General features: G+C 72.2%; 22 protein-coding genes and 1 pseudogene. 12 read left to right on the forward strand and 11 right to left on the reverse strand.

Features of this window, described 5'->3' with window-relative positions:
• Window positions 1-31: 31 nt before the first annotated feature.
• Genes AB0M18_RS16475 through AB0M18_RS16485 form a run of 3 tightly spaced genes read right to left on the reverse strand, consistent with a single transcriptional unit; the run spans window position 32 to window position 3,072 of the window.
• Window positions 32-874, reverse strand: coding sequence for a carbohydrate ABC transporter permease (locus AB0M18_RS16475; RefSeq protein WP_365758384.1), 843 nt, complete (start codon window positions 872-874; stop codon window positions 32-34).
• Window positions 875-878: 4 nt separating this feature from the next.
• On the reverse strand, window positions 879-1,751 hold the full coding sequence (locus tag AB0M18_RS16480) for a sugar ABC transporter permease (RefSeq protein WP_365758387.1): 873 nt from the start codon (window positions 1,749-1,751) through the stop codon (window positions 879-881).
• A 13-nt stretch (window positions 1,752-1,764) separates the two neighbouring features.
• Window positions 1,765-3,072 (reverse strand): sugar ABC transporter substrate-binding protein, encoded by a 1,308-nt coding sequence (locus tag AB0M18_RS16485; protein WP_365758389.1) that lies wholly within the window; start codon window positions 3,070-3,072, stop codon window positions 1,765-1,767.
• A 204-nt stretch (window positions 3,073-3,276) separates the two neighbouring features.
• Between AB0M18_RS16485 and AB0M18_RS16490 the strand changes: the two genes are divergently transcribed.
• On the forward strand, window positions 3,277-4,305 hold the full coding sequence (locus AB0M18_RS16490; RefSeq protein WP_365758391.1) for a LacI family DNA-binding transcriptional regulator: 1,029 nt from the start codon (window positions 3,277-3,279) through the stop codon (window positions 4,303-4,305).
• 143 nt (window positions 4,306-4,448) lie between these two features.
• The gene (locus AB0M18_RS16495) at window positions 4,449-6,887 is read left to right on the forward strand and encodes a discoidin domain-containing protein (protein WP_365758393.1); all 2,439 of its coding nucleotides are present in this window, start codon (window positions 4,449-4,451) and stop codon (window positions 6,885-6,887) included.
• A gap of 106 nt (window positions 6,888-6,993) precedes the next feature.
• Here AB0M18_RS16495 and AB0M18_RS16500 read toward each other — a convergent pair whose 3' ends face one another.
• On the reverse strand, window positions 6,994-7,482 hold the full coding sequence (locus AB0M18_RS16500) for a MarR family winged helix-turn-helix transcriptional regulator (protein WP_365758395.1): 489 nt from the start codon (window positions 7,480-7,482) through the stop codon (window positions 6,994-6,996).
• A 141-nt stretch (window positions 7,483-7,623) separates the two neighbouring features.
• On the opposite strand from AB0M18_RS16500, the gene AB0M18_RS16505 reads away from it, so the two are divergent.
• The 5 genes from AB0M18_RS16505 to AB0M18_RS16525 all read left to right on the forward strand — a co-directional run bounded on the left by AB0M18_RS16505 (window position 7,624) and on the right by AB0M18_RS16525 (window position 12,140).
• A complete protein-coding gene (locus AB0M18_RS16505) occupies window positions 7,624-8,568 on the forward strand; it encodes an SDR family NAD(P)-dependent oxidoreductase (RefSeq protein ID WP_365758397.1) in 945 nt (314 codons plus the stop codon).
• 8 nt (window positions 8,569-8,576) lie between these two features.
• A complete protein-coding gene (locus AB0M18_RS16510; RefSeq protein ID WP_365758744.1) occupies window positions 8,577-9,464 on the forward strand; it encodes an amidohydrolase family protein in 888 nt (295 codons plus the stop codon).
• Between the two features lie 11 nt (window positions 9,465-9,475).
• On the forward strand, window positions 9,476-10,999 hold the full coding sequence (menE, locus tag AB0M18_RS16515; protein WP_365758399.1) for an o-succinylbenzoate--CoA ligase: 1,524 nt from the start codon (window positions 9,476-9,478) through the stop codon (window positions 10,997-10,999).
• Between the two features lie 20 nt (window positions 11,000-11,019).
• Window positions 11,020-11,475, forward strand: a complete 456-nt coding sequence (locus tag AB0M18_RS16520; protein WP_365758746.1) for a MaoC family dehydratase — start codon at window positions 11,020-11,022, stop codon at window positions 11,473-11,475.
• A gap of 137 nt (window positions 11,476-11,612) precedes the next feature.
• Window positions 11,613-12,140 carry a hypothetical protein gene (locus tag AB0M18_RS16525; protein WP_365758401.1) on the forward strand — a complete coding sequence of 176 codons (528 nt, stop codon included), beginning with the start codon at window positions 11,613-11,615 and terminating at the stop codon, window positions 12,138-12,140.
• Window positions 12,141-12,162: 22 nt separating this feature from the next.
• On the opposite strand, the gene AB0M18_RS16530 is transcribed toward AB0M18_RS16525, so the two are convergent.
• Together AB0M18_RS16530 and AB0M18_RS16535 are read right to left on the reverse strand one after the other, a co-directional pair.
• Entirely contained in the window at window positions 12,163-13,335 is a 1,173-nt protein-coding gene (locus AB0M18_RS16530; protein ID WP_365758403.1) for an aminotransferase class V-fold PLP-dependent enzyme, read from the reverse strand.
• A 118-nt stretch (window positions 13,336-13,453) separates the two neighbouring features.
• On the reverse strand, window positions 13,454-15,313 hold the full coding sequence (locus tag AB0M18_RS16535) for an ABC transporter ATP-binding protein (protein ID WP_365758405.1): 1,860 nt from the start codon (window positions 15,311-15,313) through the stop codon (window positions 13,454-13,456).
• Between the two features lie 146 nt (window positions 15,314-15,459).
• Between AB0M18_RS16535 and AB0M18_RS16540 the strand changes: the two genes are divergently transcribed.
• Window positions 15,460-16,152, forward strand: a complete 693-nt coding sequence (locus AB0M18_RS16540) for a DUF2470 domain-containing protein (protein ID WP_365758407.1) — start codon at window positions 15,460-15,462, stop codon at window positions 16,150-16,152.
• A 28-nt stretch (window positions 16,153-16,180) separates the two neighbouring features.
• Here AB0M18_RS16540 and AB0M18_RS16545 read toward each other — a convergent pair.
• Window positions 16,181-16,604 (reverse strand): annotated as a pseudogene (locus AB0M18_RS16545) (ribonuclease domain-containing protein).
• A 238-nt stretch (window positions 16,605-16,842) separates the two neighbouring features.
• On the opposite strand from AB0M18_RS16545, the gene AB0M18_RS16550 reads away from it, so the two are divergent.
• Window positions 16,843-17,658, forward strand: a complete 816-nt coding sequence (locus tag AB0M18_RS16550; protein ID WP_365758409.1) for a thioesterase family protein — start codon at window positions 16,843-16,845, stop codon at window positions 17,656-17,658.
• A 36-nt stretch (window positions 17,659-17,694) separates the two neighbouring features.
• On the opposite strand, the gene AB0M18_RS16555 is transcribed toward AB0M18_RS16550, so the two are convergent.
• The 3 genes from AB0M18_RS16555 to AB0M18_RS16565 all read right to left on the reverse strand — a co-directional run bounded on the left by AB0M18_RS16555 (window position 17,695) and on the right by AB0M18_RS16565 (window position 20,885).
• Window positions 17,695-18,129 (reverse strand): hypothetical protein, encoded by a 435-nt coding sequence (locus AB0M18_RS16555; RefSeq protein ID WP_365758411.1) that lies wholly within the window; start codon window positions 18,127-18,129, stop codon window positions 17,695-17,697.
• The gene (ctaD, locus tag AB0M18_RS16560; RefSeq protein WP_365758748.1) at window positions 18,129-19,745 is read right to left on the reverse strand and encodes a cytochrome c oxidase subunit I; all 1,617 of its coding nucleotides are present in this window, start codon (window positions 19,743-19,745) and stop codon (window positions 18,129-18,131) included. Before ctaD ends, AB0M18_RS16555 begins: the two co-directional genes overlap by 1 nt.
• A 405-nt stretch (window positions 19,746-20,150) precedes the next feature.
• On the reverse strand, window positions 20,151-20,885 hold the full coding sequence (locus tag AB0M18_RS16565; protein WP_365758413.1) for a response regulator transcription factor: 735 nt from the start codon (window positions 20,883-20,885) through the stop codon (window positions 20,151-20,153).
• Between the two features lie 477 nt (window positions 20,886-21,362).
• On the opposite strand from AB0M18_RS16565, the gene AB0M18_RS16570 reads away from it, so the two are divergent.
• Window positions 21,363-22,451: a helix-turn-helix domain-containing protein gene (locus tag AB0M18_RS16570; RefSeq protein WP_365758414.1), complete on the forward strand. Its 1,089-nt coding sequence runs from the start codon at window positions 21,363-21,365 to the stop codon at window positions 22,449-22,451.
• Between the two features lie 72 nt (window positions 22,452-22,523).
• On the opposite strand, the gene AB0M18_RS16575 is transcribed toward AB0M18_RS16570, so the two are convergent.
• The gene (locus AB0M18_RS16575; RefSeq protein ID WP_365758416.1) at window positions 22,524-23,777 is read right to left on the reverse strand and encodes a cation:proton antiporter; all 1,254 of its coding nucleotides are present in this window, start codon (window positions 23,775-23,777) and stop codon (window positions 22,524-22,526) included.
• A gap of 186 nt (window positions 23,778-23,963) precedes the next feature.
• Between AB0M18_RS16575 and AB0M18_RS16580 the strand changes: the two genes are divergently transcribed.
• Together AB0M18_RS16580 and AB0M18_RS16585 are read left to right on the forward strand one after the other, a co-directional pair.
• Window positions 23,964-24,530: a hypothetical protein gene (locus tag AB0M18_RS16580; protein WP_365758418.1), complete on the forward strand. Its 567-nt coding sequence runs from the start codon at window positions 23,964-23,966 to the stop codon at window positions 24,528-24,530.
• Between the two features lie 87 nt (window positions 24,531-24,617).
• Window positions 24,618-25,454 carry a DUF4097 family beta strand repeat-containing protein gene (locus AB0M18_RS16585; protein WP_365758420.1) on the forward strand — a complete coding sequence of 279 codons (837 nt, stop codon included), beginning with the start codon at window positions 24,618-24,620 and terminating at the stop codon, window positions 25,452-25,454.
• Window positions 25,455-25,511: the final 57 nt, after the last annotated feature.

Genomic DNA, 25,511 nt, shown 5'->3' on the forward strand with positions numbered 1-25,511 from the left:
TCCTTCGTGAGACGGCGAACGGTGGCCTCGGTCAGCCCTTGAGCGCGCCCTCCTCGACGCCCTTGAAGAAGAAACGCTGGAGCGCCGCGAACACGGCCACGATCGGCAGGAAGGCGATCATGGTGCCGGCGGCGATCAGCCGGGGGTTGGCGGTGAAGGTGCCGTCGAGGTACTGCAGGCCGACCGTGAGGGTGTAACGGCCGGGGTCGTTGAGCACGATCAGCGGCCACAGGAAGTCGTCCCAGGCGCCGATGAAGGTGAAGATCACCACGACGCTCAGCATGCCCCGTACGTTCGGCAGACTCACGTACACCAGCCGCTGCCAGGCGTTGGCGCCGTCCACGAGGGCGGCGGCGTCGAGCTCGGGCGGCACGGACCGGAAGGCCGTGTACATGAGGAGCACGTTCAGCATCGCGATGGCGCCGGGCAGGGCGACACCGAGGAGCGTGTCGGTGAGGCCCAGGCTGCGCACGGTCACGTACTGGGAGACGATGGTGACCTCGCCGGGCAGGACGAGCGTGGCGACGAAGAGGCCGAGCGCGAGGCGGGCGCCGCGGAAGCGCAGCCGGGCGAGCGCGTAGCCGGCGAGGGTGGCGCCGACGATGTTCCCGAGGACCGCGATGCCGGCCACGACCAGCGAGTTGGCGGCGTAGGTCCACACCGGGATGGTGTCGGCGACCTTGGCGTAGTTGGCGAGGGTCGGGGCGTCGGGCAGGAAGCCCGGGGTGCGGGAGTAGACGTCCTCGGCGGGCCCCTTGAGCGAGGTGGACAGCTGCCACAGGAAGGGCCCGACCGTGAGCAGCAGGACGAGCAGGAGGAGCAGGTAGCGGACCGTCTTCTCGGCGGTGGACGGGGCACGGCCCGGGGCTGTCATGCCGTCAGGCCCCCTTCCGGTCGAGCCGGGCGAGGACGGTCATCGGCCCGACGGTGAGGACGAAGAGCAGGATGCTGAGGGCGGAGGCGTAGCCGATGTGCCCGGTGAAGCCCCGGCTGTACATCTGGATGAGCATGACCACGGACATGTCGCGCCCGCCGGGTCCGCCGGTGCCGTTGGAGAGCACGTACAGCTCGGAGAAGATCCGCAGCGCGGAGACCGAGATGAGCACGGAGACGAGGAGCATGGCGGGGCGGACGCCGGGCAGGGTGACGTGCCAGAAGCGGCGGACGGCGGAGGCGCCGTCCACGGCGGCGGCCTCGTGGAGTTCGCGCCCGACGTTCCCGAGCGCGGACAGGTAGATGACCATGTAGTAGCCGAGGCCCTTCCACACGGTGAGCGCGATGGCGCTGAACAGCAGCAGCCAGCGGTCGGTGAGGAAGGAGACGGGCCGGTCGGCCAGGCCCAGCTGGTGGAGCATCCCGTTGAGCAGGCCCCGGTCGTCGAGCACCCAGCCCCAGATGATGCCGACGACGACGGCGGAGGCGACGACCGGGCTGTAGAAGGCGGTGCGGAAGAAGGTGATGCCGGGCAGTCTCCTCTCGACGAGCAGGGCGAGCAGCAGGGGCAGCAGGGTGAGCAGGGGCAGGCACACCAGGAGGTAGACGACGCTGTTCACCAGGGCGTCGGTCAGCTGGGCGTCGTCCAGGGCGCGCCGGTAGTTCGCCAGGCCGGTGAAGTGTCCTCCGCCGAGCGGCTTGGCGTCGGTGAAGGACAGGACCACGGTGTTGACGGCGGGCCACAGGTTGAAGACGGCGAGCCAGAGCAGCGCGGGCCCGGCGAGCAGCCAGGGGGCGAACCAGCGTCGGTGGGTCATCTCGGACGCCGCCTCAGTCCTTGATGAGCTGGTCGGCGCGGGCGACCGCCGTGTCGAGGGCTTCCTTCGAACCGGCCTGGCCGCTGATGGCGAGCGCGATCTGCTGGTTGATCAGGGTCTTGACGGCGTCGTTGGCCTGGACCGGTTCGAGGACCTCGGCGGAGGCGAGCGAGCGGAAGGCGGTGACCTTGGCGTCGCCGGCGTTGCTGCCGTCGCTCTTCGCGAAGTACGGGTCGGCGGCCGAGGCGGTGGTGGAGGGGAAGATGCTGGTCTCGTGGGCGAAGGCGGCCTGGTTCTCGGCGTTGGTGACCCAGCGGGCGAGGGCGAGGGCCGCTGCCGGGTTCTCGGTGTTCCTCGGAATGGACAGACCCTGTACGTACAGCGGCGGGGTGCCCATGGCCGGCGAGGAGACCACCTTGGGGGCGAGGGTCGGGTTGTCGGTGGCGAGGCTGGTGATGTAGTTGGCTCCGGCGGTGGTCCAGGCGGCGGTGCCGGAGGCGAAGAGCTTGGTGTTGCCCGCGTAGGTCTCGGTGAGCACGTCCTTCGGCAGCAGGCCCTCCTGGTAGGCGGCCCGGTAGGTGTCGAGGACGGCGGCGGCCTCGGGGGTGTTGAAGGTGAAGCGGGTGCCCTCCGCGTTCATGATCGGCACGCCGGCGTTGGCGAGGTCGATGAGGTTGGGCTTGCGGCTCATCAGATAGGTCTGGCCGCCGGACTTCTCCTTGACCGTGCGGGCGGCCCTGACGAGCTCGTCGAGCGAGGCCGGCGGCTTCTTCGGGTCGAGGCCGTACTGCGCGAACAGCTCGCCGTTCCAGTAGTTGACGTCGGTGTTGAGGTACCAGGGGTAGCCGTAGGTGCCGTCGTGGCCGGGGAAGCGGTAGGCGTCGAGGCCGCCCTTGACGTAGTCCTTCGCGGAGGCGGCGTCTGCCTTGCCGATGTCGAGCAGCAGATTCTGCCTGACGAGCGGGAGGGCGAAGTCCGGGGGAAGGTTGACGACGTCGGGCAGGGTGCCGCCGGCGGACTGGCTGAGCACCTTCTCCGAGTAGCCCTCGCCCGGCTGGTCGAGCCACTCGACCGTGGTGCCCGGGTACTTCTTCTCGAAGCCGTCGATCACCTTCTCCATGTAGGCGGTGAACTTCGGCTTGAGGGCCCAGGTCTGCAGCGAGACCTTGCCCTTGACCTCGCCGCCGGTACCGACGGGGCCGGGTGCCGCCGAGTCCCCGCTGTCGCCGAGTCCGCAGCCGGCGAGGGTCACGGCCGCGAGGGCGGTGGCGGCGGCAGTGGCGGTCCAGCGGGCCAGTGGGCTTCTCCGGATGTGTCGCACGAGGGTGTCTCCTTGCTCGGACGTCGCGGGGGTGTGCGCGGGCCTTGCTCGGTGTCTCTGACGCTCGGCTTGCTCGGTGCTCATCTCCTGAACGGCATCTACTAAACCGGTCTAGCGATGCGGGACTATGCTCGTGGCTAGACTCCGGTGTCAAGGGACCGTGCGGAATCGGCCGACTTGCAACGGCCGGGAAGGGGGCGTCCGTTGGCCAGACCGACCATCGCCGACATCGCCAGGGAGGCCGGTGTCTCCAAGGGCGCCGTCTCCTTCGCGCTCAACGGACGCCCGGGCGTCAGCGAGGCCACCCGGGACCGCATCCTGCGGGTCGCCGAGCGGATGAACTGGCGCCCGCACAGCGCCGCCCGCGCCCTCGGCGGGGCGCGCGCCGGGGCGGTCGGCCTGGTCCTCGCCCGGCCCGCCCGCACCATCGGGCTGGAACCCTTCTTCGGCCAGCTGCTCTCCGGCCTCCAGGCGGCGCTGTCCACCCGCGGCACCGCGCTCCAGCTGCTCGTCGTCGAGGACACCGCCGCCGAGATCGAGGTCTACCGGCGGTGGACCTCCGAGCACCGGGTGGACGGCTTCGTACTCGTCGACCTCCAGGTGCGCGACCCGCGGATCCCCGTCCTGGAGGTGCTCGGGGTGCCCACCGTGGTGCTCGGCGGTCCCGGCCGGCACGGCGGGCTGCCCGCCGTCTGGGCCGACGACCGCGAGGCGATGACCTCGATCGTCGAGTACCTGGCGGCGCTCGGCCACCGCCGGATCGCGCACCTCGCCGGACTGCCCGCCTTCCAGCACACCCAGCGCCGGATCCGGGCGGTACGGGACGCGGCGCGCCGCCTCGGACTCGCCGACGCCGTCTCCGTGCCGACCGACTTCAGCGACGCCGAGGGCGCCGCGGCCACCCGCGCGCTGCTCGCCCGGCCGGCCGGGCAGCGGCCGACGGCGATCGTGTACGACAGCGACGTGATGGCGGTCGCCGGACTCGGGGTCGCCGCCGAGATGGGCGTGCCGGTGCCGGGCGAGCTGTCCCTGGTCTCCTTCGACGACTCCGCGCTCGCCCGGATCGTGCACCCCTCCCTGACCGCGCTGTCCCGTGACACCTTCGCGCTCGGCGAGCAGGTCGCGACCGCCCTGCTCGCCGTGGTCGACGACCCGGCCGCGGGCCGTGACGTCCGGAACCCGACACCCCGGCTCACGGTCCGCGAGAGCACCGCGGCGCCCGCCGCCGGATGACGACCGGCCCTCTTGACCCCTCTGCTAAAGCCCTTTAGCCTCCCGGACCGGGCGGCCCGGCGCCGTCCCGATCCATCCCCCGCACCATCGCGCCACCGGCACCACCAGCTTCCATTCCCCCCTCCTGCTGGACCGGAGCATCGATGAGACGACTTCCCCGCCTGCTGGCCGCCGCCCTGTCGGCGGCCCTTCTCGGCCTCGCCGCCACCCCCGTCGCCTCGGCGTCGGGATCCGCGGCGGCGCCCGACAACGTTGTCGCCACCGCCGGCGACCAGCCGTACGCCTCCTACTGGTACCCGAACACGATCCTGGACTGGGACCCGGCCACCGACCCCGACGCCCGCTTCAACCGCTCGCGCGTCCCCCTCAAGCCGCGGGTCTCCGACCCCGCCCTGAAGGCGAACGCCAACGCCCGGGCCGGCGAGGGCGAAGTGGCGTCCCTGGTGTCCTTCGCCCCCACCTCGAACAATCCGTCCCAGGGTTCGCCCGATCCGCGCTACTACGCCTTCGGGCACTGGCAGTACGTCGACAAGCTGGTCTTCTGGGGCGGTTCGGCCGGTGAGGGGCTGATCCTCGCGCCCAACCCCACCGTGATCGACGCGGCCCACCGCAACGGCGTGAAGGTCTACGGCACGGTGTTCTTCCCGCCCACCGCCTACGGCGGCCAGATCCAGTGGGTCCGGGACTTCGTGCGGAAGTCCGGCACGCGCTACCCGGTCGCCGACAAACTCGCCCAGGCCGCCCGGTACTACGGCTTCGACGGCTGGTTCATCAACCAGGAGACGGCGGGCGGCGACAGCACCCTCGCCACCGAGATGCGCGACACCCTGCGCTACGCGCGCTCGCTCGGCCCGGTCGAGTTCATGTGGTACGACGCGATGACCGAGTCCGGCGCGGTCAGCTGGCAGGACGCGCTCACCACCGCCAACGACGCCTTCCTGCAGGAGGGTTCGCAGCGCACCAGCGACTCGATGTTCCTCGACTTCGGCTGGGGCGCCTCGGCGCTCGACTCCTCCCGCAGCCTGGCCCGCTCCCTCGGGCGCAGCGAGTACGAGCTGTTCGCGGGCGTCGACACCGAGGCCAACGGCTACAACACGAGCGCGCCGTGGAGCGCCGTCTTCCCGGACGGCCGGCCGCACACCACCTCGCTCGGCCTCTACCGCCCCGAGTGGACCCACAACTCCTCGACGGACCGCGCCGATTCGTACGCGCGGGAGGCCCGCTACTGGGACGGCGCCAACGGCGACCCCTCCGACACCACCACGACGTCGAGCTGGAAGGGCCTCGCGCACTACGTCGCCGAGTCGTCGCCGGTCACCGCCAAGCCCTTCGTGACCTCGTTCGACGCCGGGCAGGGCGACTTCTACCACTCCGGCGGCACCCGGGTCTCGACCACCGGCTGGAACAACCTCTCCCTCCAGGACGTGCCGCCCACCTACCGCTGGCTGGTGCGGTCCACCGGGACGAAGCTGAAGGCCTCGTACGACTTCACCGACGCCTACGAGGGCGGCTCCGCGCTGCGCCTGACCGGCGCCCTGGACGCCGTGAACACCGTACGGCTCTACCAGACCCGCCTTCCGGTCGCCGCCGACACCAGGCTGTCGGTGGTCCTGAAGACCCCGGCGGCCGGACCGACGCGCCTGAAGGCCGCCGTGTCCTTCACCGACTCTCCCACCGCCTTCACCACGCTCGACCTCGGCTCCACCACGACGGCCGGCTGGGAGCGCAGGACGCTCGACCTCTCCCCGTACGCCGGACGGACGATCGCCCAGCTCGGCCTCCAGACGACCGGGACGGCCGCCTCGTACGACATCAAGGTCGGCCAACTCGGCGTGTACGACGGGTCGGTGGACGCGACGGCGGCGCCGGGAGCGCCGACCGTGCTCGGCAGCACCGACACCGGTGCCGGCAGCAGGTCGCTGCGGCTCGCGTGGACCGCGCCGGCCACGGGCGACGTGCACCACTACGAGGTGTACCGGCGCGACGCGGGCGGCGGGCGCACCTTCCTGGGTGCCACCCCGAACGACAGCTACTTCGTGCCGAGGCTCGACCGGGCCGGTACGGAGACCTCGACGACGCTCGACGTCGAGGCGGTGTCGACGGAGTGGGGCCGCTCGCCCGCCGCGAGCACCACGGTCACCTGGTCGGCGCCGACCGAGACGAACCTCGCGCTGAACCGGCCGGCGACCGCCTCCGGCCAGTGCAACTCCTCGGAGACCCCGGCGAAGGCGGTCAACGGCAGCGTGTCCGGCGGCACCACCGACAAGTGGTGCACCCTGACGACGGACAAGTGGCTGGAGGTGGACCTCGGTTCACCGCGTGCGCTGAACCGTTTCGTGGTGAAGCACGCGGCGGCGGGCGGCGAGAGCGCGACCTGGAACACCCGGGACTTCCGGGTGGAGGTCCGGGACAGCGCCTCCGCCGCCTGGACCACGGCGGTGACCGCCGCGGGCAACACGGCGGCGACCACCACCCACCCGGTGGCCGTGACCGCCCGCTATGTGCGCCTGGTGGTCACCAGGCCGACGCAGACCACGGATCCGGCGGCCCGGATCTACGAGTTCGAGGCCTGGGGCTCGTAACGCGCGGCTGGTCAGGCCTGCGCCGTGGCGACCTTGAACCCGAAGCCGATCACGACCGGGCTGGGCCTCTGTTCCCCTCAGGACACTCGGGGCGGGGCGACAGCACTCAGTCCGCGGCGGGTTCGGCCGAGGGTTCGGCGACCCGGCGCAACAGGGCGTGCAGCAGGGCGCGTTCCTCCTCGGACAGGGGGGCGAGCAGGCCGTCGGTGACGCGGCGGCTGCTGCGGTCGGTGTCCTTGAGGTAGGCGCGGCCGGCGCCGGTGAGGACCACGATGCGGCTGCGCCGGTCGCCGGGCGCGGGGCGGCGCTCCACGAGGTTGAGGCGTTCGAGGTCGTCGACGAGGCCGACGATGGCGCTGGGGTCGTAGCCGAGGCGGGTGCTCAACTCGCGCTGGAGGGCGCCCTCGACGGTGGCGAGGTAGCGGAGCACCGCGTAGTGGCGCAGCCGCAGGCCGGATTCCTGGAGGGCGGCGTTGAAGAGCTGCCCGGAGCGCTGGCCGAGCCGGTAGAGCAGATATCCGGTGTCGGAGTGCAGCCCGAGCATCCAGGGGTCGTCCGCGCGGTCCTCGGCGTCTCTGGCGTCTCTGTCGTTCATGGCACCAGCATGCCGCAGAACCAATGTCGATCACAACCATTGACGTCAACAACTATTGGTTCTAGCTTCCTTTCAGCGGATCGAAGCCGATCGAGCACACGCTCTCCCGTCCGCGTCTCCCCCCTGCCCGAAGGGACCCTCATGTCACCCACGCCCACACCCACACCCACACCCACCGTCGACCTGACCGGCAAGGTCGCGATCGTGACCGGCTCGGGCCGGGGCCTCGGACTCGCCTACGCCTCCGCGCTCGCCGCCGCCGGCGCCTCCGTCGTCGTCAACGACCTCGACGCCGAGGTCGCCGAGAAGGCCGCCGCCGGCATCGTCGAGGCGGGCGGCCGGGCCGTCGCCGAAGCCGTCGCCGTCGGCACCGCCGAGGCGGCGGACCGGCTCGTCGAGCGGGCCGTGAGCGCCTTCGGGCGGCTCGACGTCCTCGTCACCAACGCGGGCATCCTGCGCGACCGCGTGCTGTGGAAGATGACCGACGAGGACTTCGACGCCGTCGTCGGCACCCACCTCCGGGGCACCTTCACCTGCGCCCGCGCCGCCGCCGTCCGGATGCGCGAGCAGGGCGAGGGCGGCCGGCTGATCCTGGTCGGCTCCCCCGCCGGGCAGCGCGGCAACTTCGGCCAGACCAACTACGCCGCCGCCAAGGCCGGTGTCGCCGCCATGGCCCGTACCTGGTCGATGGAGCTGGCCAAGGCCGGGATCACCGTCAACGCCGTGGTGCCGGTGGCCGCCACCGCCATGACCGAGACCATCCCGGCCTTCGCCCCGTACGTGGAGGCGATGCGCGGCGGAGCACCGCTCCCCGACTTCCTGCGCAAGGGCGAGGGCTTCGGCACCGTCGAGGACTGCGCGGCGCTCGTGCCCTTCCTCGCCTCCGACGCCGCCGTCGGCGTCACCGGCCAGTGCGTGGGCATCGGCGGCGACCGGCTCGCCCTGTGGTCGCACCCCGAGGAGATCGCCACCGCCTACGCGGACGGCGGCTGGAGCCCTCAGACCATCGCCGCCGCCTGGCACACCTCGGTCGGCCGGGTCCCGCAGACCGTCGGCATCCCCGCGCCGCGCCTCCCGGAGGCGTGATGAGCGTGATGAGCGCGATCGCCGTGGACGAGCTCGTCGCCATCGACGTCCACACCCACTGCGAGGTCTCCGCGAGCGGCCGGTCCTCGCTCTCCGACGAGCTGCACTCCGCCTCCGGCGCGTACTTCAAGGTCGAGGGCGACCGGAAGCCGACTCTGGAGGAGATGGCCGCGTACTACCGGGAGCGGCGGATGGCCGCCGTGGTCTTCACGGTGGACGCCGAACACGCCACCGGCACCGAGCCGATCCCCAACGAGGAGATCGCCGAGACCGCCGCCGCCCATCCCGACGTGCTCATCCCCTTCGCCTCCATCGACCCCTTCCGGGGCCGGGCCGGGGTACGGGCGGCGCGCCGCCTCGTCGAGGAGTACGGGGTCAGGGGCTTCAAGTTCCACCCCAGCATCCAGGGGTTCTTCCCCGACGACCGCCTCGCCTACGGCCTGTACGAGCTCATCGAGGAGACCGGCACCGTCGCGCTCTTCCACAGCGGGCAGACCGGGATCGGCGCCGGCGTGCCCGGCGGGGGCGGCATCCGGCTGAAGTACTCCGACCCGATGCGGGTGGACGACGTCGCCGCCGACTTCCCGCACATGAAGATCGTCCTCGCCCACCCCTCCTTCCCCTGGCAGGACGAGGCGCTGGCCGTGGCCACCCACAAACCCGGGGTGCACATCGACCTGTCGGGCTGGTCGCCGAAGTACTTCCCGCCGCAGCTGGTGCGCTACGCCGACACGCTGCTCAAGGACAAGGTCCTCTTCGGCTCCGACTACCCGGTGCTCAGCCCGGACCGCTGGCTGGCCGACTTCGCCCGGCTGCCGATCAGGGACGAGGTCCGTCCCGGGATCCTCAAGGACAACGCCGCCCGGCTGCTCGGCCTCACCGAATCCCCTGTGTGAAAGGGCCCCTGATGCGCAACGAGGGACTGGGGTCGTGGCCCGCCCGCCGGGCCCGTAAGACCCCGCACCGCACCGCCCTGATCCACCAGGCGGACGCTCTCACCTACGCCGAACTGCACGAGCGCACCACCCGGCTCGCCCACGCGCTGCGCTCCGCCGGCGTCCGGCGCGGCGACCGCGTCGCCTACCTCGGCCGCAACCATCCGGCCTTCCTGGAGACGCTGTTCGCCGCCGGATTGCTCGGCGCGGTGTTCGTGCCGCTCAACGCCCGGCTCACGGGGCCCGAGATCGCGTACCAGTTGCAGGACTCCGGCAGCCGCACGCTGCTCCACTCCCCCGAACTCGCCACCGTCGTGGCCGAGTCGGGCGGGGCGCGGACCGTCGTCGAGGTGGGCGGAGCGGCGTACGAGGAGCTGCTCGCCGGCGCCTCCGCGGCGCCGATCGACGAGCCGGTCTCGCCCGACGAGATCTGCGTCATCATGTACACCTCGGGGACGACGGGCCGCCCCAAGGGCGCCATGCTCACCCACGGCAACGTCGTCTGGAACGCCGTCAACGTCCTCGTCGACCACGACCTGGCCGCCGACGAGACCGCGCTGGTGTCCGCCCCGCTGTTCCACACCGGCGGGCTGAACATGCTGACGCTGCCGGTGCTGCTCAAGGGCGGGGCGTGCGTGCTCGTCGAGTCCTTCGACCCCGGCGACACGCTCGATCTGATCGAACGGCACGGTGTCACCTTCATGTTCGGGGTGCCGACGATGTTCGACCAGGTCGCGCGGCACCCGCGCTGGGCCACGGCCGACCTGTCGAGCCTGCGCCTGCTCAACTGCGGCGGCGCGCCCGTACCGACCGCACTGATCGCCACGTACCAGGAGCGCGGTCTGACCTTCCTCCAGGGGTACGGCATGACGGAGGCGTCCCCCGGGGCGCTGTTCCTGGACGCGGAGCACGCGGTCGCGAAGGCCGGCTCGGCCGGGGTGCCGCACTTCTTCACGGACGTACGGGTGGTGCGGCCCGATCTGACACCGGCGGAGGTGGGCGAGACCGGCGAGGTGCTGGTCCGCGGCCCGCACGTCATGAACGGCTACTGGGGCCTGCCGGAGGAGAGCGAAGCGGCCTTCATGGACGGCTGGTTCCGCACCGGGGACGCGGCCCGGGTCGACGCGGACGGCTATGTCACCATCGTCGACCGCTTCAAGGACATGATCATCTCGGGCGGCGAGAACGTCTACCCGGCCGAGGTCGAGGACGCGCTGCTCGCGCACCCCGACGTCGCCGAGTGCGCGGTGATCGGCGTACCGGACGCGAAGTGGGGCGAGACGGCCCGCGCGATCGTCGTCGCCCGGGCGGGCACCGCTCCCGATCCGGCCGCGCTCCTCGCGTCCCTGGACGGCCGGCTGGCCCGCTACAAGATCCCGAAATCCCTCGTCCTGGCCGACGCGCTGCCCCGCACGGCCTCCGGGAAGCTCCTCAAGCACGCGCTCCGCTCCCGCTACGGGACCGGCGAAGGCACGACCGATGGAACCTCCGCATGAACATCGAGAAGGGAACCCCCATGAGCATCACCGTCGACGGCATCGCCGAACTGAAGAGCCTGGCCGGTACCGAACTGGGCACCAGCGACTGGATCGACGTCACCCAGACCCGTATCGACGGCTTCGCGGACGCGACCGGCGACCACCAGTGGATCCACGTGGACGTGCGGCGCGCGAAGGAGGGCCCGTTCGGCGCGCCCATCGCGCACGGCTATCTGACGCTGTCCCTCTTCATCCCGCTCTTCACCGGCCTCCTCGACGTCCGGGGCGTGCGGACGAAGGTCAACTACGGTCTGGACAAGGTCCGTTTCCCGGCCCCGGTCCCGGCCGGCTCCCGGCTCCGGCTCTCCGCCCGCCTCGCCGAGGTCGAGGACGTGCCGGGCGGCGTGCAGATCGCGGTCGACGGCACGATCGAGATCGAGAACGCGCCGAAGCCGGCCTGCGTGCTGCGCAGCCTCTCCCGCTTCTACGCCTGACGGCATGTCGCCGGCCACCACCCGCCACCCGCCTCCGGCCTGGGAACTTTCCCCGGGGTTCGCGCGTTGCGCGGGCGACCTGATCGTTCTGTGTGTGAAGCGACGGCTCCGCCGTCGTCGGGGAGATGTGAGCAACCATGGCCATGGTGGGCCTGTTCTGGATCACCGAGGGTGACGTGTACGTGGGGGCGAAGCCGACGGGGCACGGGCCCGGAGTGCGGCTGACGTCCGAGGGCGTGGTGGGTCTCGGTGACGGGCAGTCCCAGCTGTTCCTGTGGGAGGACGTCAGCGCCCTCTCGGTGACGGACGTCCCCGAGAAGACGCTGATGCGTCAGGTCGGGGTGGTCGGGGACGCTGCCCTGAACGTCGTGGGCGAGCTGGTGCTGCCGGTCTTCGGCCCGCGGGCGGGCGATGCGCCGCCGCGACTCACGGTGGAGCTGGAGACCGCGAGCGGCACCCGCTCGCTCTCGGCGTATGTCGCCGCGGCGGCCGGCTATCCGCAGAGCGAGGTCGACCTCTCCCTCTCGCTCCTGTCCCGCCTCACCGAGGGCGCGGCGACGATGGAGACGACGCTGGCCGCGATGGCGGAGTGGGGCCGCGGCCGGGAGGGCGGCACGCCCCGCCGCGCGGAGCGCGAGGCCCTGTTGCAGGAGTGGCTGGGCTGAACTCCCGGTCGGGCGGCGGGCCTCAGCGGCCGTCCAGCAGGTCCTTCAGGCCCGCCGCGAGGCGCTCGTACTCCTCGGCGCGGTTGTAGATCTGTGCGCTGAGCCGGATGCCGCCGCCGGTCGGCCAGGGCCAGACGAGCACCCGGCAGCCCAGCCGGGCCGCGATCTCCTCGCGGAGGGCGGCGGCCTCCTCGTAGGTGCGGGCCAGGCGGCGCGGCAGCCGCAGTGAGCGCATGGCCAGCTCGGGGCCGTACGGGAGGGGCGTGAGGCCCGGGAGGGCGGACAGCAGCTCCGTACCGTACGCGACGAGTTCGGCGTTGTGGCGGCGGACGGTCGCCGCGCCGAGCGAGGCCAGCAGGTCGAGGCCCTCTGGTGCGGCGAGCAGGCCGGTGTAGTCGGCGGTGGCGCGGTTCTCGACGGCGCGCGGGAAGCCGTGGGCGTGTTCCCAGGACGGTACGGGCGCGGGGACCCGGGCGCGGTACGGCGCGGCGACCGCGAGGACGGCGCTGCCGGCCGGCGCGTAGGCCCACTTGTGCAGGTTGCCGAACCAGAGGTCGGGCGCCGCGGCGAGCGGCCGGGCGAGCATGCCGGGTGCGTGCGCGCCGTCGACGACGGTGCGGACCCCGCGGTCGCGGAGGGCCGCGACGAGTCCCGGTCCGGCGACGATCCGGGCGGTGGGCGAGCTGATCTGGTCGAGGACGGCGACCGTGGTACGGGGCGTGAGCGCGCCGAGCACCGCCTCCGCGACGGCCTCCTCGTCCGGCAGTTCCGGGTCGAGGGCCACGGTGGTGACCCGGGCCCGGCGGGCGGCGGCGTCGGTGACGGTGCCGTAGCCGTGGTCGGTGACCAGGACCTCGTCCTCGGGGCCGAGGCCGAGCGCGTCGAGGGCGAGGTTCGCGGCCTCGGTGGCGTTGTGGACGAGGGCGATGCCCTCGGGGTCGGCGTCCAGGTGGGCGGCGATCCGCCAGCGGGCGGCGGCGAGCCGTTCGGGCACGGAGAGGAAGAAGGCGTCGGGGTCGGCGTCCGCCTCCTCGATCAGGGTCCGGCGGGCCTCGGAGACGGGGAGCGGTACGGCGCCGAAGGAGCCGTGGTTGAGGTGCGCCACGTCCGGCCCGAGCCGGAACAGCCCGGCGCCGCCCGGGAAGGCGCCGGGCGCGCCCGTCCCGCTGTCGTCGGCCGTGTGTCGCGTCGTCATGGCCCCGCTCCCCTGTTCCCAGTTGCCTCCGGTCCCGGTCTCGGAGTATGCCGGAGACCGTGCCGGGGGCCGGGACCCGGGTGGGTCCCGGCCACGGCACGGCTCACCCGGACAAGGCTCACCCGGACACGTCGGCTCCGGCCACCGGCGTGTCGTCGAGGAAGCCGCCCGACTGGTGCTGCCACAGCTTGGCGTACGGGCCCTCCGCGTGCAGGAGTTGCTGATGCGTGCCCTGTTCGACGACCCGGCCCCGGTCGAGGACCACCAGCCGGTCCATTCCGGCGACCGTGCTGAGCCGGTGGGCGACGACCAGGGCGGTGCGGCCCTCCATCAGGCGCCACAGGGCGTCCTGGACGAGGATCTCGCTCTCGGAGTCGAGGGCGCTGGTGGCCTCGTCCAGGAGCAGGATCGGCGCGTCGCGGAGGATCGCCCGGGCGAGCGCGACCCGCTGGCGCTGGCCGCCGGAGAGCTTCACGCCGCGCTCGCCGACCATCGTGTCGAAGCCGTCCGGCAGCGCGTCGGCGAACTCGGTGACGTGCGCCGCCTCCGCCGCCCGCCGGATCTCGGCCTCGGTGGCCTCCGGGCGGGCGAAGGCGATGTTGTCGCGCAGGGTGCGGTGGAACATGGCGGGTTCCTGCGGGACGTACGCGATGAGGCCGCGCAGGTCGGCCTGGCTCATCCGGCTGATGTCCTGTCCGGCGACGAGGATCCGGCCCGCGTCGACGTCCGTCATGCGGAGCAGCAGCCTCGTGAGCGTGGTCTTGCCGCCGCCGGAGCGCCCGACCAGGCCGATCTTCGTGCCGGCGGGCACGTCGAGGTCGAGGTCCTCGAAGAGCGGCTTGGCGTCTCCGCGGCCGCCGCCGTGGGTGAAGGTGACCTTGTCGAAGCGCACGTCGCCGGCCCGGGAGCGCAGCGGCTCGGGGCACTCCGGGTCGACGACGGTCGGCGGGGTGAGCAGCAGTTCGGTGAACTGCGCCGCCTCGGTCATGGAGCTTTCGAGCCGCCGGTAGATCTGGTTGAACTCGAACATGATGCGGGTCGCGTTGGAGTAGTACGTGAAGGCGACGATGACGGCCTCGACGCCGTGCTGCCCGGCGCCGAGCAGCAGGGCCACGACCAGGCCGAGCACGTTGGTCAGCACCGACATGGGCGCGACCACGGTGTCGATGCGCAGATTGCCGTAGTCCCAGGAGCGGAGCGTGAGCCGGCGCGACTCGGCGACGCGGGTGCGGTGTTCGGCCGCCTCGCGGTCCTCGGCGGCGAAGGCCCGTACGGTGTCCATGTTCATCAGGCTGTCGGCGACATGGCCGGAGACCCGGGCGATGGCCTCCTCGCGCTGGGCGACGAGCTTCTGGCGGCGCCGGATGAGCGGCACCACGCAGCCGGCGGTGATCGCGATCATCAGGAGCAGTCCGGCCACGAGCAGCGGCTCGTACTGCCAGAGCACCACGGACGCGAACAGCAGCGGCACGAAGCTGCCCATGATGTTGAAGGTGAGGGTGTCGACGAACTCCTCGAAGCGGGAGGCGAAGCTCAGTACCCGCTTGGTGAGGGATCCGGCGAAGTTGTCGTGGAAGAACGCCGCGTCCTTGGCGAAGAGTTCGTCCATGCCGATGACGTAGAGGCGCTCGATGCCGAGGGCGTCGAGCCGGTTGAGGCAGTGCAGTCCGAGCCGCCAGAGCCCCTCCGAGAGGAGGAGGACGGCGCCGAAGCCGATGACGTACGGCAGTACGCCGTCGAGGTGGGTGACGCCGCCGCCTTCGCCGCCGCTGCCTTCGCCGTCTCCGGCGAGACGGCCGACGAGCTTGGCGACGATGAGCGGTGCGAGGTAGGCGATGCCGATGTTTCCCAGTGCCGGGAGCAGCATCGCGGGGACGGTCACCCGGCGGAGCCGGGCCAGCTCCTTTCCGTAGTAGCGAAGTGCGAGGAGCACCGGGCCTCGGCCCGGCGAACCTTTGTGTGATTCAGGCGAATCCATACCAACCCTGCTTTGTCGGACCCCCAAGGAGTTGGCAGTGTCCCGTGCGCGGGTCGGCGCCGTCCAAGCGTTTTTCGGCGCCGGGTTCCGTCGACACGACCACGAAAGTAGGTTAGGTTAGGCAAACCTAAGTTGGGAGATCACGCATGCAGCCCCACACCGCCTCCGAGCCCACCCCCGCCGAGCGGCTGCGGTCGATCATCGCGGCCGCGCACTCCATGACCGTGGTGACGGACGGCCGGTCCGAGGAGGTCCACGGCCTGGACGGCGACGACCCGTTGGGCCGCGTCCACCTGCACGACCCCTCCGAGTCCCACGACCACCGCGTCCCGCGGATCCCGATCCGCCTGGAGCTCACGGACGTCTCCCCCGTGCCGGTACGCGAGCGGGTGCGCGCCCGGGTCACGCTTTCGGGCCTTGTGGCCGCCCCGTACCGCGCCGACTCCGGGGCGAGCACCTGCATGGAACTGGGGCAGGCCGTGCTCCAGGACGCGCGCGGGCGCACGTACGTGACGCCGGCGCAGATCCAGGAGGCGGCGGTCGACCCGCTGGCGACCTGTGAGGCGCCCATGCTGCACCACCTGGTCGCGGGCCATCCGGAGCTGGTCCCGCTGCTGCTGCGGCTCGTCGCGCCGGGGGTCAAGCGGGGGCTTGTGCGCGCGCTGCCGCTGGCCCTGGACCGCTACGGGATCACCCTGCGGCTCGAACGGCGCGCCGGGCACGAGGACGTCCGACTGTCCTTCCCGACCCCGATGACCGAGGTCGACCAGGCCGGCCTGCAGATCCACGCCCTGCTGACCGCGGCGCGGCGCTGCTCGCACCACCGGCTGCCGGCCTGAACGGCCGGCAGCCGGCGATGATCCCGCGTCAGCAGGCGTAGTCGATCAGGTCGAACGTCGCGTAGTGGTCGGCCGTGTAGTAGTCCTCCTGCGAGGCCCGACCGGTCACGATCCGGCGGGCACCGCGGGTGGTGACGCCCGGCGTCTTGACCGTGTACTCGTGGTAGTAGCCGGCGGAGTGGGCCGGGAGGACACCCTCGCGGTTCTGGAAGACGGAGCCGTCCTGCGAATAGGGGAACGGGCCGCCCGCGTCGACCAGGCGCAGGGTCGTGTAGGCCTGGGACGGCAGGGCGGAGTAGCAGATGTCGCCGACGCTCGCGGCCGAGGCCGACCGACACGGCGGAGGTCGTGGCGGGAGCCGGCGCGGCCGACGCGGGGGCGCCGAGCAGGAGAGAGGAGATCAGGGCAGCGGTGACACCGGCGGCGAGGCCGATTCGTGGGGGGATTCGCATGACGGCGATGCTGACGCGCGTAGACCCGGTCGGGGAAGCCCAACCGGCTTCGATTCCCCGGACGTTCACCGCAGGTCCACGGCGCCCCCGGAACGTCCTCGCATGTCACCCGGAGCTCACCGGCGGGCATGGGTGTGCGGTGGATCACTCGGGGCGGGCCGGTTTCCGCGCCTACGATGCTTGAGGGATACACGTACCACGTGTCCCGTGCCCCACAGCACCCGAGGGAGACGGATCCGTGAGCACCACCGGCGTCGAGCGCGACAGCGACCGTGAGAGCTACTTCGAGCGCACCGGCGAGCATCGCTACAAGCCGACGGCGCACGCGGGCGGTGCGTGGAGCGCCGACGAGATGCACTTCAGCCCGCTGGCCGGCCTGGTGGTCCACGCGCTCGACGAGCACCTCGCGGGGCGGCCGGGCGACGCGGCACTCGCCCGGATCAGTTACGACATCCTGGGCCGGATCGCGCTCGACGAGTGCGAGATCACGGTGGAGACCGTACGCCCCGGGCGCACGATCGAGCTCCTTGAGGCGACGGTGGTGATCGGGGAGCGCCCGGTGGTGCGCGCCCGCGCGTGGCTGCTCGCCTCGCACGACACCTCGGCGGTGGCGGACAGCCCGCACGATCCGCTGCCCGGCCCCGACGAGCTGGACCCGTGGCGGATGGCGGAGGCCTGGCACGGCGGCTACATCGCGTCGATCGACGTGCGCCGCACCCCGGCCGTCCGCAAGGGCCGCTCGTCGGCCTGGATCTCCTCCCGCGTCGACCTGGTCGCGGGCGAACCGAGCAGCGCCCTCGCCTCGTACGTCGCCCTCGTGGACACCGCGAACGGGATCGCCGTGCAGCAGGATCCGGCCGCCTGGATGTTCCCCAACCTCGACCTGACGATCCATCTCCACCGCCGGCCCCACGGCCCCTGGACCGGCCTCGACACCACGGTCACCTTCGGCCCCACCGGCCAGGGCCTCACCAGCACCGTCCTCCACGACCTCACCGGCCCGGTCGGCCACGCCGAACAGATCCTCACGGTCCGCCCCCAGCCCGGCGCCTGAGCGCCGGGCCCGTGCCACGCGGTTTCGGCGCCGGTGTCAGCCCGTACGGACCGACAGCAGGGCCGCTGCCAGGGCCAGACCGGTCGCGAGGCCGGTGGCCAGGGTGGTGGCGAAGACGGCGCGGAGGCGGGGGCGGCGGGACGGGGGTGGGGGTGCGGCGAGGGTGTGCCAGTAGGTGGCGGCCTCGTGTTGTTCCTGGCGGTGGCGGAGGGTCGCCCTGATGCGGAGGGCGAGGGCCGCGCCCGCGCCGGCCGCCGTGACGGCGGCCGGCAGGTGGGCGGGGAGGCCGCCGAGCAGGAGCAGGGCGGCGGCCGCCACGGTGGCCCAGGCGGTGACGCAGGCGGCCGCGCCGAGGCGCCGGGAGGCCGGCCGGTCGGCGCCCGCCCGCAGGTCGGCGAGGGCGGGCACGTACCAGACGCAGCCGGAGGCCGTCACGGCCCCGATGCCCACGGCGAGGACGGTCCCCGGCATCAGTGGCTCACCGGCAGGTGGGGGTTGTTCTCGAGCCTGTCGATCTCCGCGATCTCGGGGTGGTGCAGGTCGAACGCCGGGGATTCGGAGCGGATCCTCGGCAGGACCAGGTAGTTGTGCCGCGGCGGCGGGCAGGAGGTCGCCCACTCCAGCGAACGCCCGTAGCCCCACGGGTCGTCGACCTCGACCTTCTTGCCGTACTTGGCGGTCTTCCAGACGTTGTAGAAGAACGGCAGGAACGCCATGCCGAGCAGGAACGAACCGATGGTGGAGACGGTGTTGAGGGCCGTGAAGCCGTCGGCCTCCAGGTAGTCCGCGTATCGGCGCGGCATGCCTTCCACGCCCAGCCAGTGCTGCACCAGGAAGGTGCCGTTGAAGCCGACCGTCAGAGTCCAGAACGTGATCTTGCCCAGCCGTTCGTCGAGCATCTTGCCGGTGAACTTCGGCCACCAGAAGTGGAAGCCGGCGAACATCGCGTACACCACCGTGCCGAACAGCGTGTAGTGGAAGTGCGCCACGACGAAGTACGAGTCGGAGACGTGGAAGTCCAGCGGTGGCGCCGCCAGGATGATGCCGGTGACTCCGCCGAAGGTGAAGGTGACCAGGAAGCCGACGGCCCAGAGCATCGGCGTCTCGAAGGACAGCGAGCCCTTCCACATCGTCCCGATCCAGTTGAAGAACTTCACACCGGTCGGTACGGCGATGAGCATCGTCATGAAGGAGAAGAACGGGAGCATCACGCCGCCCGTGACGTACATGTGGTGGGCCCACACGGTCACGGACAGACCGGCGATCGCGATGGTGGCCCCGATCAGCCCGATGTAGCCGAACATCGGCTTGCGGCTGAAGACCGGGATGACCTCGGAGATGATGCCGAAGAACGGCAGCGCGAGGACGTAGACCTCGGGGTGGCCGAAGAACCAGAACAGGTGCTGCCACAGCAGCGCGCCGCCGTTGGCGGCGTCGAAGACGTGCGAGCCGAACTTCCGGTCGCACTCGAGGGCGAAGAGCGCCGCCGCGAGCACCGGGAAGATCATCAGCACGAGGATGGAGGCGAGCAGCACGTTCCAGGTGAAGACCGGCATGCGGAACATCGTCATGCCGGGGGCACGCATGCAGATGACCGTGGTGATGAAGTTGACCGCGCCGAGGATGGAACCGAAGCCGGAGAGCGTGACACCGGTGATCCACAGGTCCGCGCCGACGCCGGGCGAATGGACGGCGTCCGACAGCGGCGCGTACAGGAACCAGCCGAAGTCCGCGGCACCACCGGGGGTGAGGAAGCCCGAGGCGGCGATGAGCGAGCCGAACAGGAACAGCCAGAACGCCAGCATGTTCAGCCGGGGGAAGGCCACATCGGGCGCGCCGATCTGCAGCGGCATGATCCAGTTGGCGAAGCCGGAGAAGAGCGGCATCGCGAAGAGCAGCAGCATGACCGAGCCGTGCATCGTGAACGCCTGGTTGAACTGCTCGTTCGACATGATCTGGGTGCCCGGGCGGGCCAGTTCCGCACGCATCAGCAGGGCCATGACACCGCCGATGACGAAGAAGAGCAGTGCCGAGCAGAGATAGAGCGTCCCGATCTGCTTGTGATCGGTGGTGGTGAGCCAGGACACCCACGAGGGGCGTTGCGGCGCACCCTCCCCGGTGGCCGGGCGGTCCGGGAGCTGCGGCTCCACGGTCCTCACCTGAATGCTGCGTGCCTCGTCCACTGGACGGCGACCTTCCTTCCGTGCTGCTGGGGACGGCCGGAGGTCGGGCCCCACACGGGGGATGGGTACGACCCAGCCTCCGGCCGCCCCACATGCTCGTCCGCGCGTCGCGGCTCGGGCAGGGCCGTACAGTCCCGGCCGGGCCGACCCGGGGAGGGCCGAACGGCCCCTGCCACCGGGCCCGGCCCCCTCGGACGCGCCACGGAACGCGGAACGACGACACCGGGCGGGCGGAAAGCCGCCCGCCCGGTGTCGTCGTCATCGTCATCGTCATCGTCATCGAAGGATGGCCTGGGACACCCCGACCGGTCACACCCCGTCGGCGCGCCCCCGGGTCTCCCGCAGACGGCCGGCGATCACCGCGGCCTGGACGCGGCGGCCGACGCCGAGTTTGCCGAGGATCGCGGAGACGCGGTTCTTCACGGTCTTCTCCGCGAGGAAGAGCCGGTCGGCGATCTGGCGGTTGGTCAGACCGACGCCGATGAGGTCGAGGATCTCGAGTTCGCGCGGCGAGAGGCGGTCGAGATCGCCGAGCGCCGAGGGGGCCGGGTCGGGTTCGGGTTCGCGGATGCGGGCCATCACGCGGCTGGTCATGCGCGGGTCGAGCAGGGAACGGCCGGTGGCGACCGTACGGACGGCGGTGATGAGGTCGGAGCCGCCGATCTGCTTGAGCACGTACCCGGCGGCGCCCGCCATGATCGCGTCGAAGAGGGCCTCGTCGTCGTCGAACGAGGTCAGCATCAGACACGCAAGGTCCGGCAGCTCGGCGCGCAGTTCGCGGCAGACCTCGACGCCCTCGTGGTCGCCGCCGGTCGCGTTGCCGAGGCGCACGTCGAGGACGGCCACGTCGGGGCGGACGGCGGGGACCCGGGCGAGGGCCTCGCGGGCGTTCGACGCCTCGCCGACCACGACGATGTCGGGCTCGGCCTCCAGGAGGTCGCGCACGCCCCGGCGGACCACCTCGTGGTCGTCGAGCAGGAAGACCCGCACGGGCGCGCCGGGCTCGGCGGGGCGGCCGGTCGGGAGGGTGGGTCGGGGGTTCACCGGGTGCTCCTGAACAGGTGGCGGGGCGGGGACGGCCGGGCCGTTCGGCCGGGCCGCACGCGGAACGGCGTCAGTATGGCAACCGGCCCCGCAGGTCCTTCGGCCCCGGTCCCCCAGGGCCGAACGGCCCTGTCCGGACCTTACGGGCCCATGGTCGACTCTCGACGCGACCTGGGGTGCCCGCTCCGCAGTGACCCGACCGTCCCTCGGGGCCGGGGCCGGCACCCCTGGGGCGCACCAGACTCCGCGAGCCCGGCGCGGGGCAGACCTCCACCGTGCCCGCCTCCCCGGGAGCCGTCCGGCGGCGCGACGACGAGGTGCGGCGGATCCGCCCCGGCCCCGACCGCCGGCCCTGCCTGCCCACCCGGCTCCGACCTGCACCGACATCCGTGGCACCCTGGTCACCGCGCGTCAAGAACGCGTCAGGAAGAACGCGTCAGGGGCGGGCCCGGGACGGTCCGGGCACGGGGAGGGCACATGGCGGAGCGGCCGACGGGCGGGGAACACGAGGCGTACGAGAGCCATGACGCCTATCTGGAGGGGTACGCGGAGGTCCTGGCCGGGATCTGCGCCACCGGCCGGCGCGCGAGCCGCGAGGAGCTGGCCGCGCTGCGCGCCCGCGGGGAGCGGGCCGCGGAGGCGGGACTCGGACTGCGCTCGCTCGTACGGGCGCATCTCGCCGCGGCGCGCACGGCGCTGACCGAGCTGCCGAGGGCCGAGCACGACCGGCTGCTCGCGGCGGTCGAACAGGCCGTGGACGCGTTCGCGGAGGGGCACGAGCAGGCACAACGCCTGGCGGTGCGTCAGGAGGAGGCGGCGCGGCGGGAGTTCATCGACGACCTGCTGTACGGGCGGAGCGACCTGGGCCGGCTCGCCCAGCGGGCCGAGCGGTTCGGGCTCCTCCTGTCGCACTCGCACACGGTGGCCGTGGCGCAGGGCCCGGAGCCGTACGCCGACGGGTATCCGGTGTCCCGGGCCGTCGAGTCCTCGCTGCTCGCCCGGTTCGGCTCCCGCCGGATCCTGCTCACCACCAAGGACGGGCGGCTGATCTGCGTCGCGCCCGGCGACCAGCCGGACGTGCTGACCTTCTTCGCCAAGCAGGCGTACGCGGCGACCGACGGCGGCCGGGTGGCGATCGGGCGCCCGCACTCCGGCGCGGGCGGCGTCGTCCACTCGTACGAGGAGGCACTGAACGCCCTCGACATCGCCGACCGGATGGAGCTCGACGGGCCGGTCCTGCACGCGGCGGACCTGCTGGTCTATCCGGTGCTCGCGCGCGACCGGCAGGCCATGGTCGACCTGGTGAACACCGTGCTCGGGCCGCTGCGGACGGCCCGCGGCGGGCCCCGGCCGCTCCTGGAGACGCTGACCGTGTACTTCGACTCGGGCTGTGTGACCACGGAGGCGGCCCGGCGGCTCTCGCTGAGCGTGCGGGCGGTGACGTACCGGCTGGACCGGATCCACCGGCTGACGGGGTCGGATCCGGCCGATCCGACACAGCGCTACACCCTGCAGACCGCGGTGATCGGGGCGCGCCTCTTCGGCTGGCCGGACCGGGTGATCTGACGCCCGCTCCCTGCGGCAGCCGGCAGCAGCCGGTCGTCGGGGTCGCCGCCCGGCGCGGTCTCGCGTCGCTCCTCACGGGCCGGGCCGGTCCGGCTCCCCCTCGGGTTGCGGGTGCCTCGCGAACCAGCGGGCGAGGGGTTCCGCCGTCACGCCGTGCACGATCACGCTGAGCAGCACGGTCGCGGCGGTCACGTTGAGGATGAAGTCGGCCTCGTCGGCGGGCAGTTGAACGTAGGCGAGGACGGCGAAGACGATCGAGGTGACGCCACGTGGGCCGAGCCAGCCGATCGCGGCGCGTTCGGGCCGGGTGAAGTCGGAGCCGGCCAGCGAGGCGACCACCGGCACGAAGCGGGCCACGATGAGCACGAGGACGGCGTACGCGAGGAGCTGGGGGACGTGCCCGCCGTTGAAGGCCTGGGTGGTGAGCGCGCCGAAGGCGTACCAGGCGGACAGGGCCAGGAGATGGCTGACGTCCTCCACCAGGACGAGCGATTCGCCACCCACGACGAGCACGGTGTTCGCGTACCACAGGCCCGCGACGAAGGCGGCGACGAAGCCGTTGCCGCCGACGAGGACGGAGGCCGAATAGGCGAGGAACGGCAGGGCGAGGGCGGCGAAGCGGAGGTTGGCGGTCTTGGCCCAGCGGTGCTCGAAGGACCAGCGCACGGCCACCGAGGCCAGGTAGCCGATGACGCTGCCGACGATCGTCGCGAACACCGCTCCCTTGAGGGCGTTGAGGACGAGGTCGGCGAAGGTGTCGCCGTCGGCGGAGACGATGTTGGCGACGCAGAAGACGAAGAGGGGCGAGATCAGTCCGTCGTTGAAGCCGCCCTCGATGTTGAGCGCGGCCCGCACCCGCAGCGGGATGCGCGTGTCGCGCAGGAACATCAGGACCGGGGCCAGGTCCATCGGCATGACGACGAGCGCGGCGACGGCCAGCAGCCACCAGCTCGTACCGGGGAAGACCAGGGCCCCGGCGGACGCGGCGAGGACCAGGGAGACGGGCAGCGCGATCCCGAGCAGCCGCCCCATGCCGACCGAGCCGCGCAGCCGCGGCGCGTAGTCGCGGGCCTCGGTGGCGTCCGTGAACAGCATGACCGCGAGGACGAGTTCGAGGCCCCGCTGGAAGGTGTGGGTGTCCATGTCGATCGCGACGACCGGATCGTCGCCGCCGCTGAGCAGCATGCCGGCGACGGCGAAGGTGATCGGCGCGGTGATGCTCCAGCGCGCCAGGCGGTCCGACACCAGGACCCACAGGAACAGCAGGGACAACAGGACGAGCAGAGCAATCACGGCGACTCGCAGCAGCGGGGACGTATGCGACATTTTCTGACAGGAGCCACATCCTCGCAGGCGGAGGCCTCCGGCAGGCCACAGGCGCCACACGTGGCCCCATGCGGCACCATCCGGCCCACTACCTGGCGCCACCCGATACACCAGGTGGCGCCACATGACACCACATGGCGCCACTGAGACTTGCCATGGCGCCATTTTGGCGCCATGATGGTTCCCATGGACCTGACCCCCTACGTCGAACACCTCCGGCACGAGCTCGCGGTCGCCGCCGAGGCGGGCGGGGAGGACGCGCGCGCCCTGGCGGAGCGGCTGACCGCCCCGCTGGAGTCGGCCGCGCGGCTCACCCTCCTGAACGCGCTGTCCGCGGCCTCGGAGGAGATCACCCGCGAGCTGGCGCCCGGCTCGGTGGACGTCCGGCTGCGGGGGCTCGACCCCGAGTTCGTGGTGGCGGCGCCGCCGGCACCGGAGGTGACCGGCCCCGGCACCACCGAGATGGCACCACCGATGGCACCGCCCGTGGCGCCATCGGCCCCGGCTCCGTCGTCGGCCCCGGCGGACGCGGACGACGGCGGCACGGCCCGTATCAACTTCCGGCTTCCCGCCCACCTCAAGGCCCGCGTCGAGGACGCGGCCGGCCAGGAGGGCCTCTCCGTCAACGCCTGGCTGGTACGGGCGGTGGCCACCGCCCTGGATCCGGGCGCGGCACCCCGGCCGGCGGCCCCGCTGTCGCCCGCCCCCCGCTCCCCGCGCCAGGGCCAGACCTACCAGGGCTGGGCCCGCTAGCCGCCGGCCGGACCCCTCCGGCACCCGGCCGCTCCCACCCCTCCCACCTGCGCATTCATCCTTCACAGTCACGAGGACGGCACAGCCATGCCCACGTACGAGACTCCCGAGCCCATCACCGCGATCCTCGAGTTCGACATCGCCCACGTCCGGCTGGCCGCGGGCAAGCGCACCGACACGGTCGTCGAGGTCGTACCGAGCAACCCCTCCGACGACAACGACAACCGCGCGGCGCAGCAGACGAAGGTCACGTACGCCAACGGCACGCTGACGCTCAAGGGCCCCCGTAAGCGTTCGGTGTTCGGCAGGGTCGGCTCGGTCGACGTCACCGTCGAGCTGCCGGCCGGTTCGCAGCTCCAGGCCCACAGCTCCATGGGCGACTTCAGCTGCCAGGGGCCGCTCGGCGAGAGCCGGTTCAGGTCCGGCCTCGGCGACATCCGGCTCGACGAGACCGGTCCGGTCGTGGTGCGCACCGACCACGGCGACGTACGCGTGGACCGCGTCGTCGGCGACGCCGACATCAACGGCCAGGGCCGGATCGACCTCGGCGAGGTCACCGGCGAGCTGACCCTCAAGAACGGCATCGGCGACACCACCATCGGGACGGTCGTCGGCGAGCTGCGGGCGAAGGTGTCCATGGGCCGGGTGACGGTCGGCGTCGCCGAGTCCTCCGTCGACATCCGCACCTCCCAGGGATCCATCCAGGTCAACGAGGTGGCGCGCGGCAGGGCCGAGCTCAGGACCTCGCTCGGCGCCGTCGAGGTCGGCATCCGCGAGTCCACCGCGGCCTGGCTGGACGTCACCGCCAAGGTCGGCGTCGTCCGCAACTCCCTCGGCGCCGCGGAGGGCCCCGGCGACGCCGCCGAGACCGTCGAGGTGCACGCCGGCACCGGCGCCGGCGACATCGTGATCCGCCGCGCCTGAGCGAGGCCGGGCCCGAGACCCCTCGGGCCCGGCAGCTCGCAGGCCCTGCCCCTCCCG

It is taken from the genome of Streptomyces sp. NPDC051909 (assembly GCF_040681095.1).
Lineage (GTDB): Bacteria > Actinomycetota > Actinomycetes > Streptomycetales > Streptomycetaceae > Streptomyces.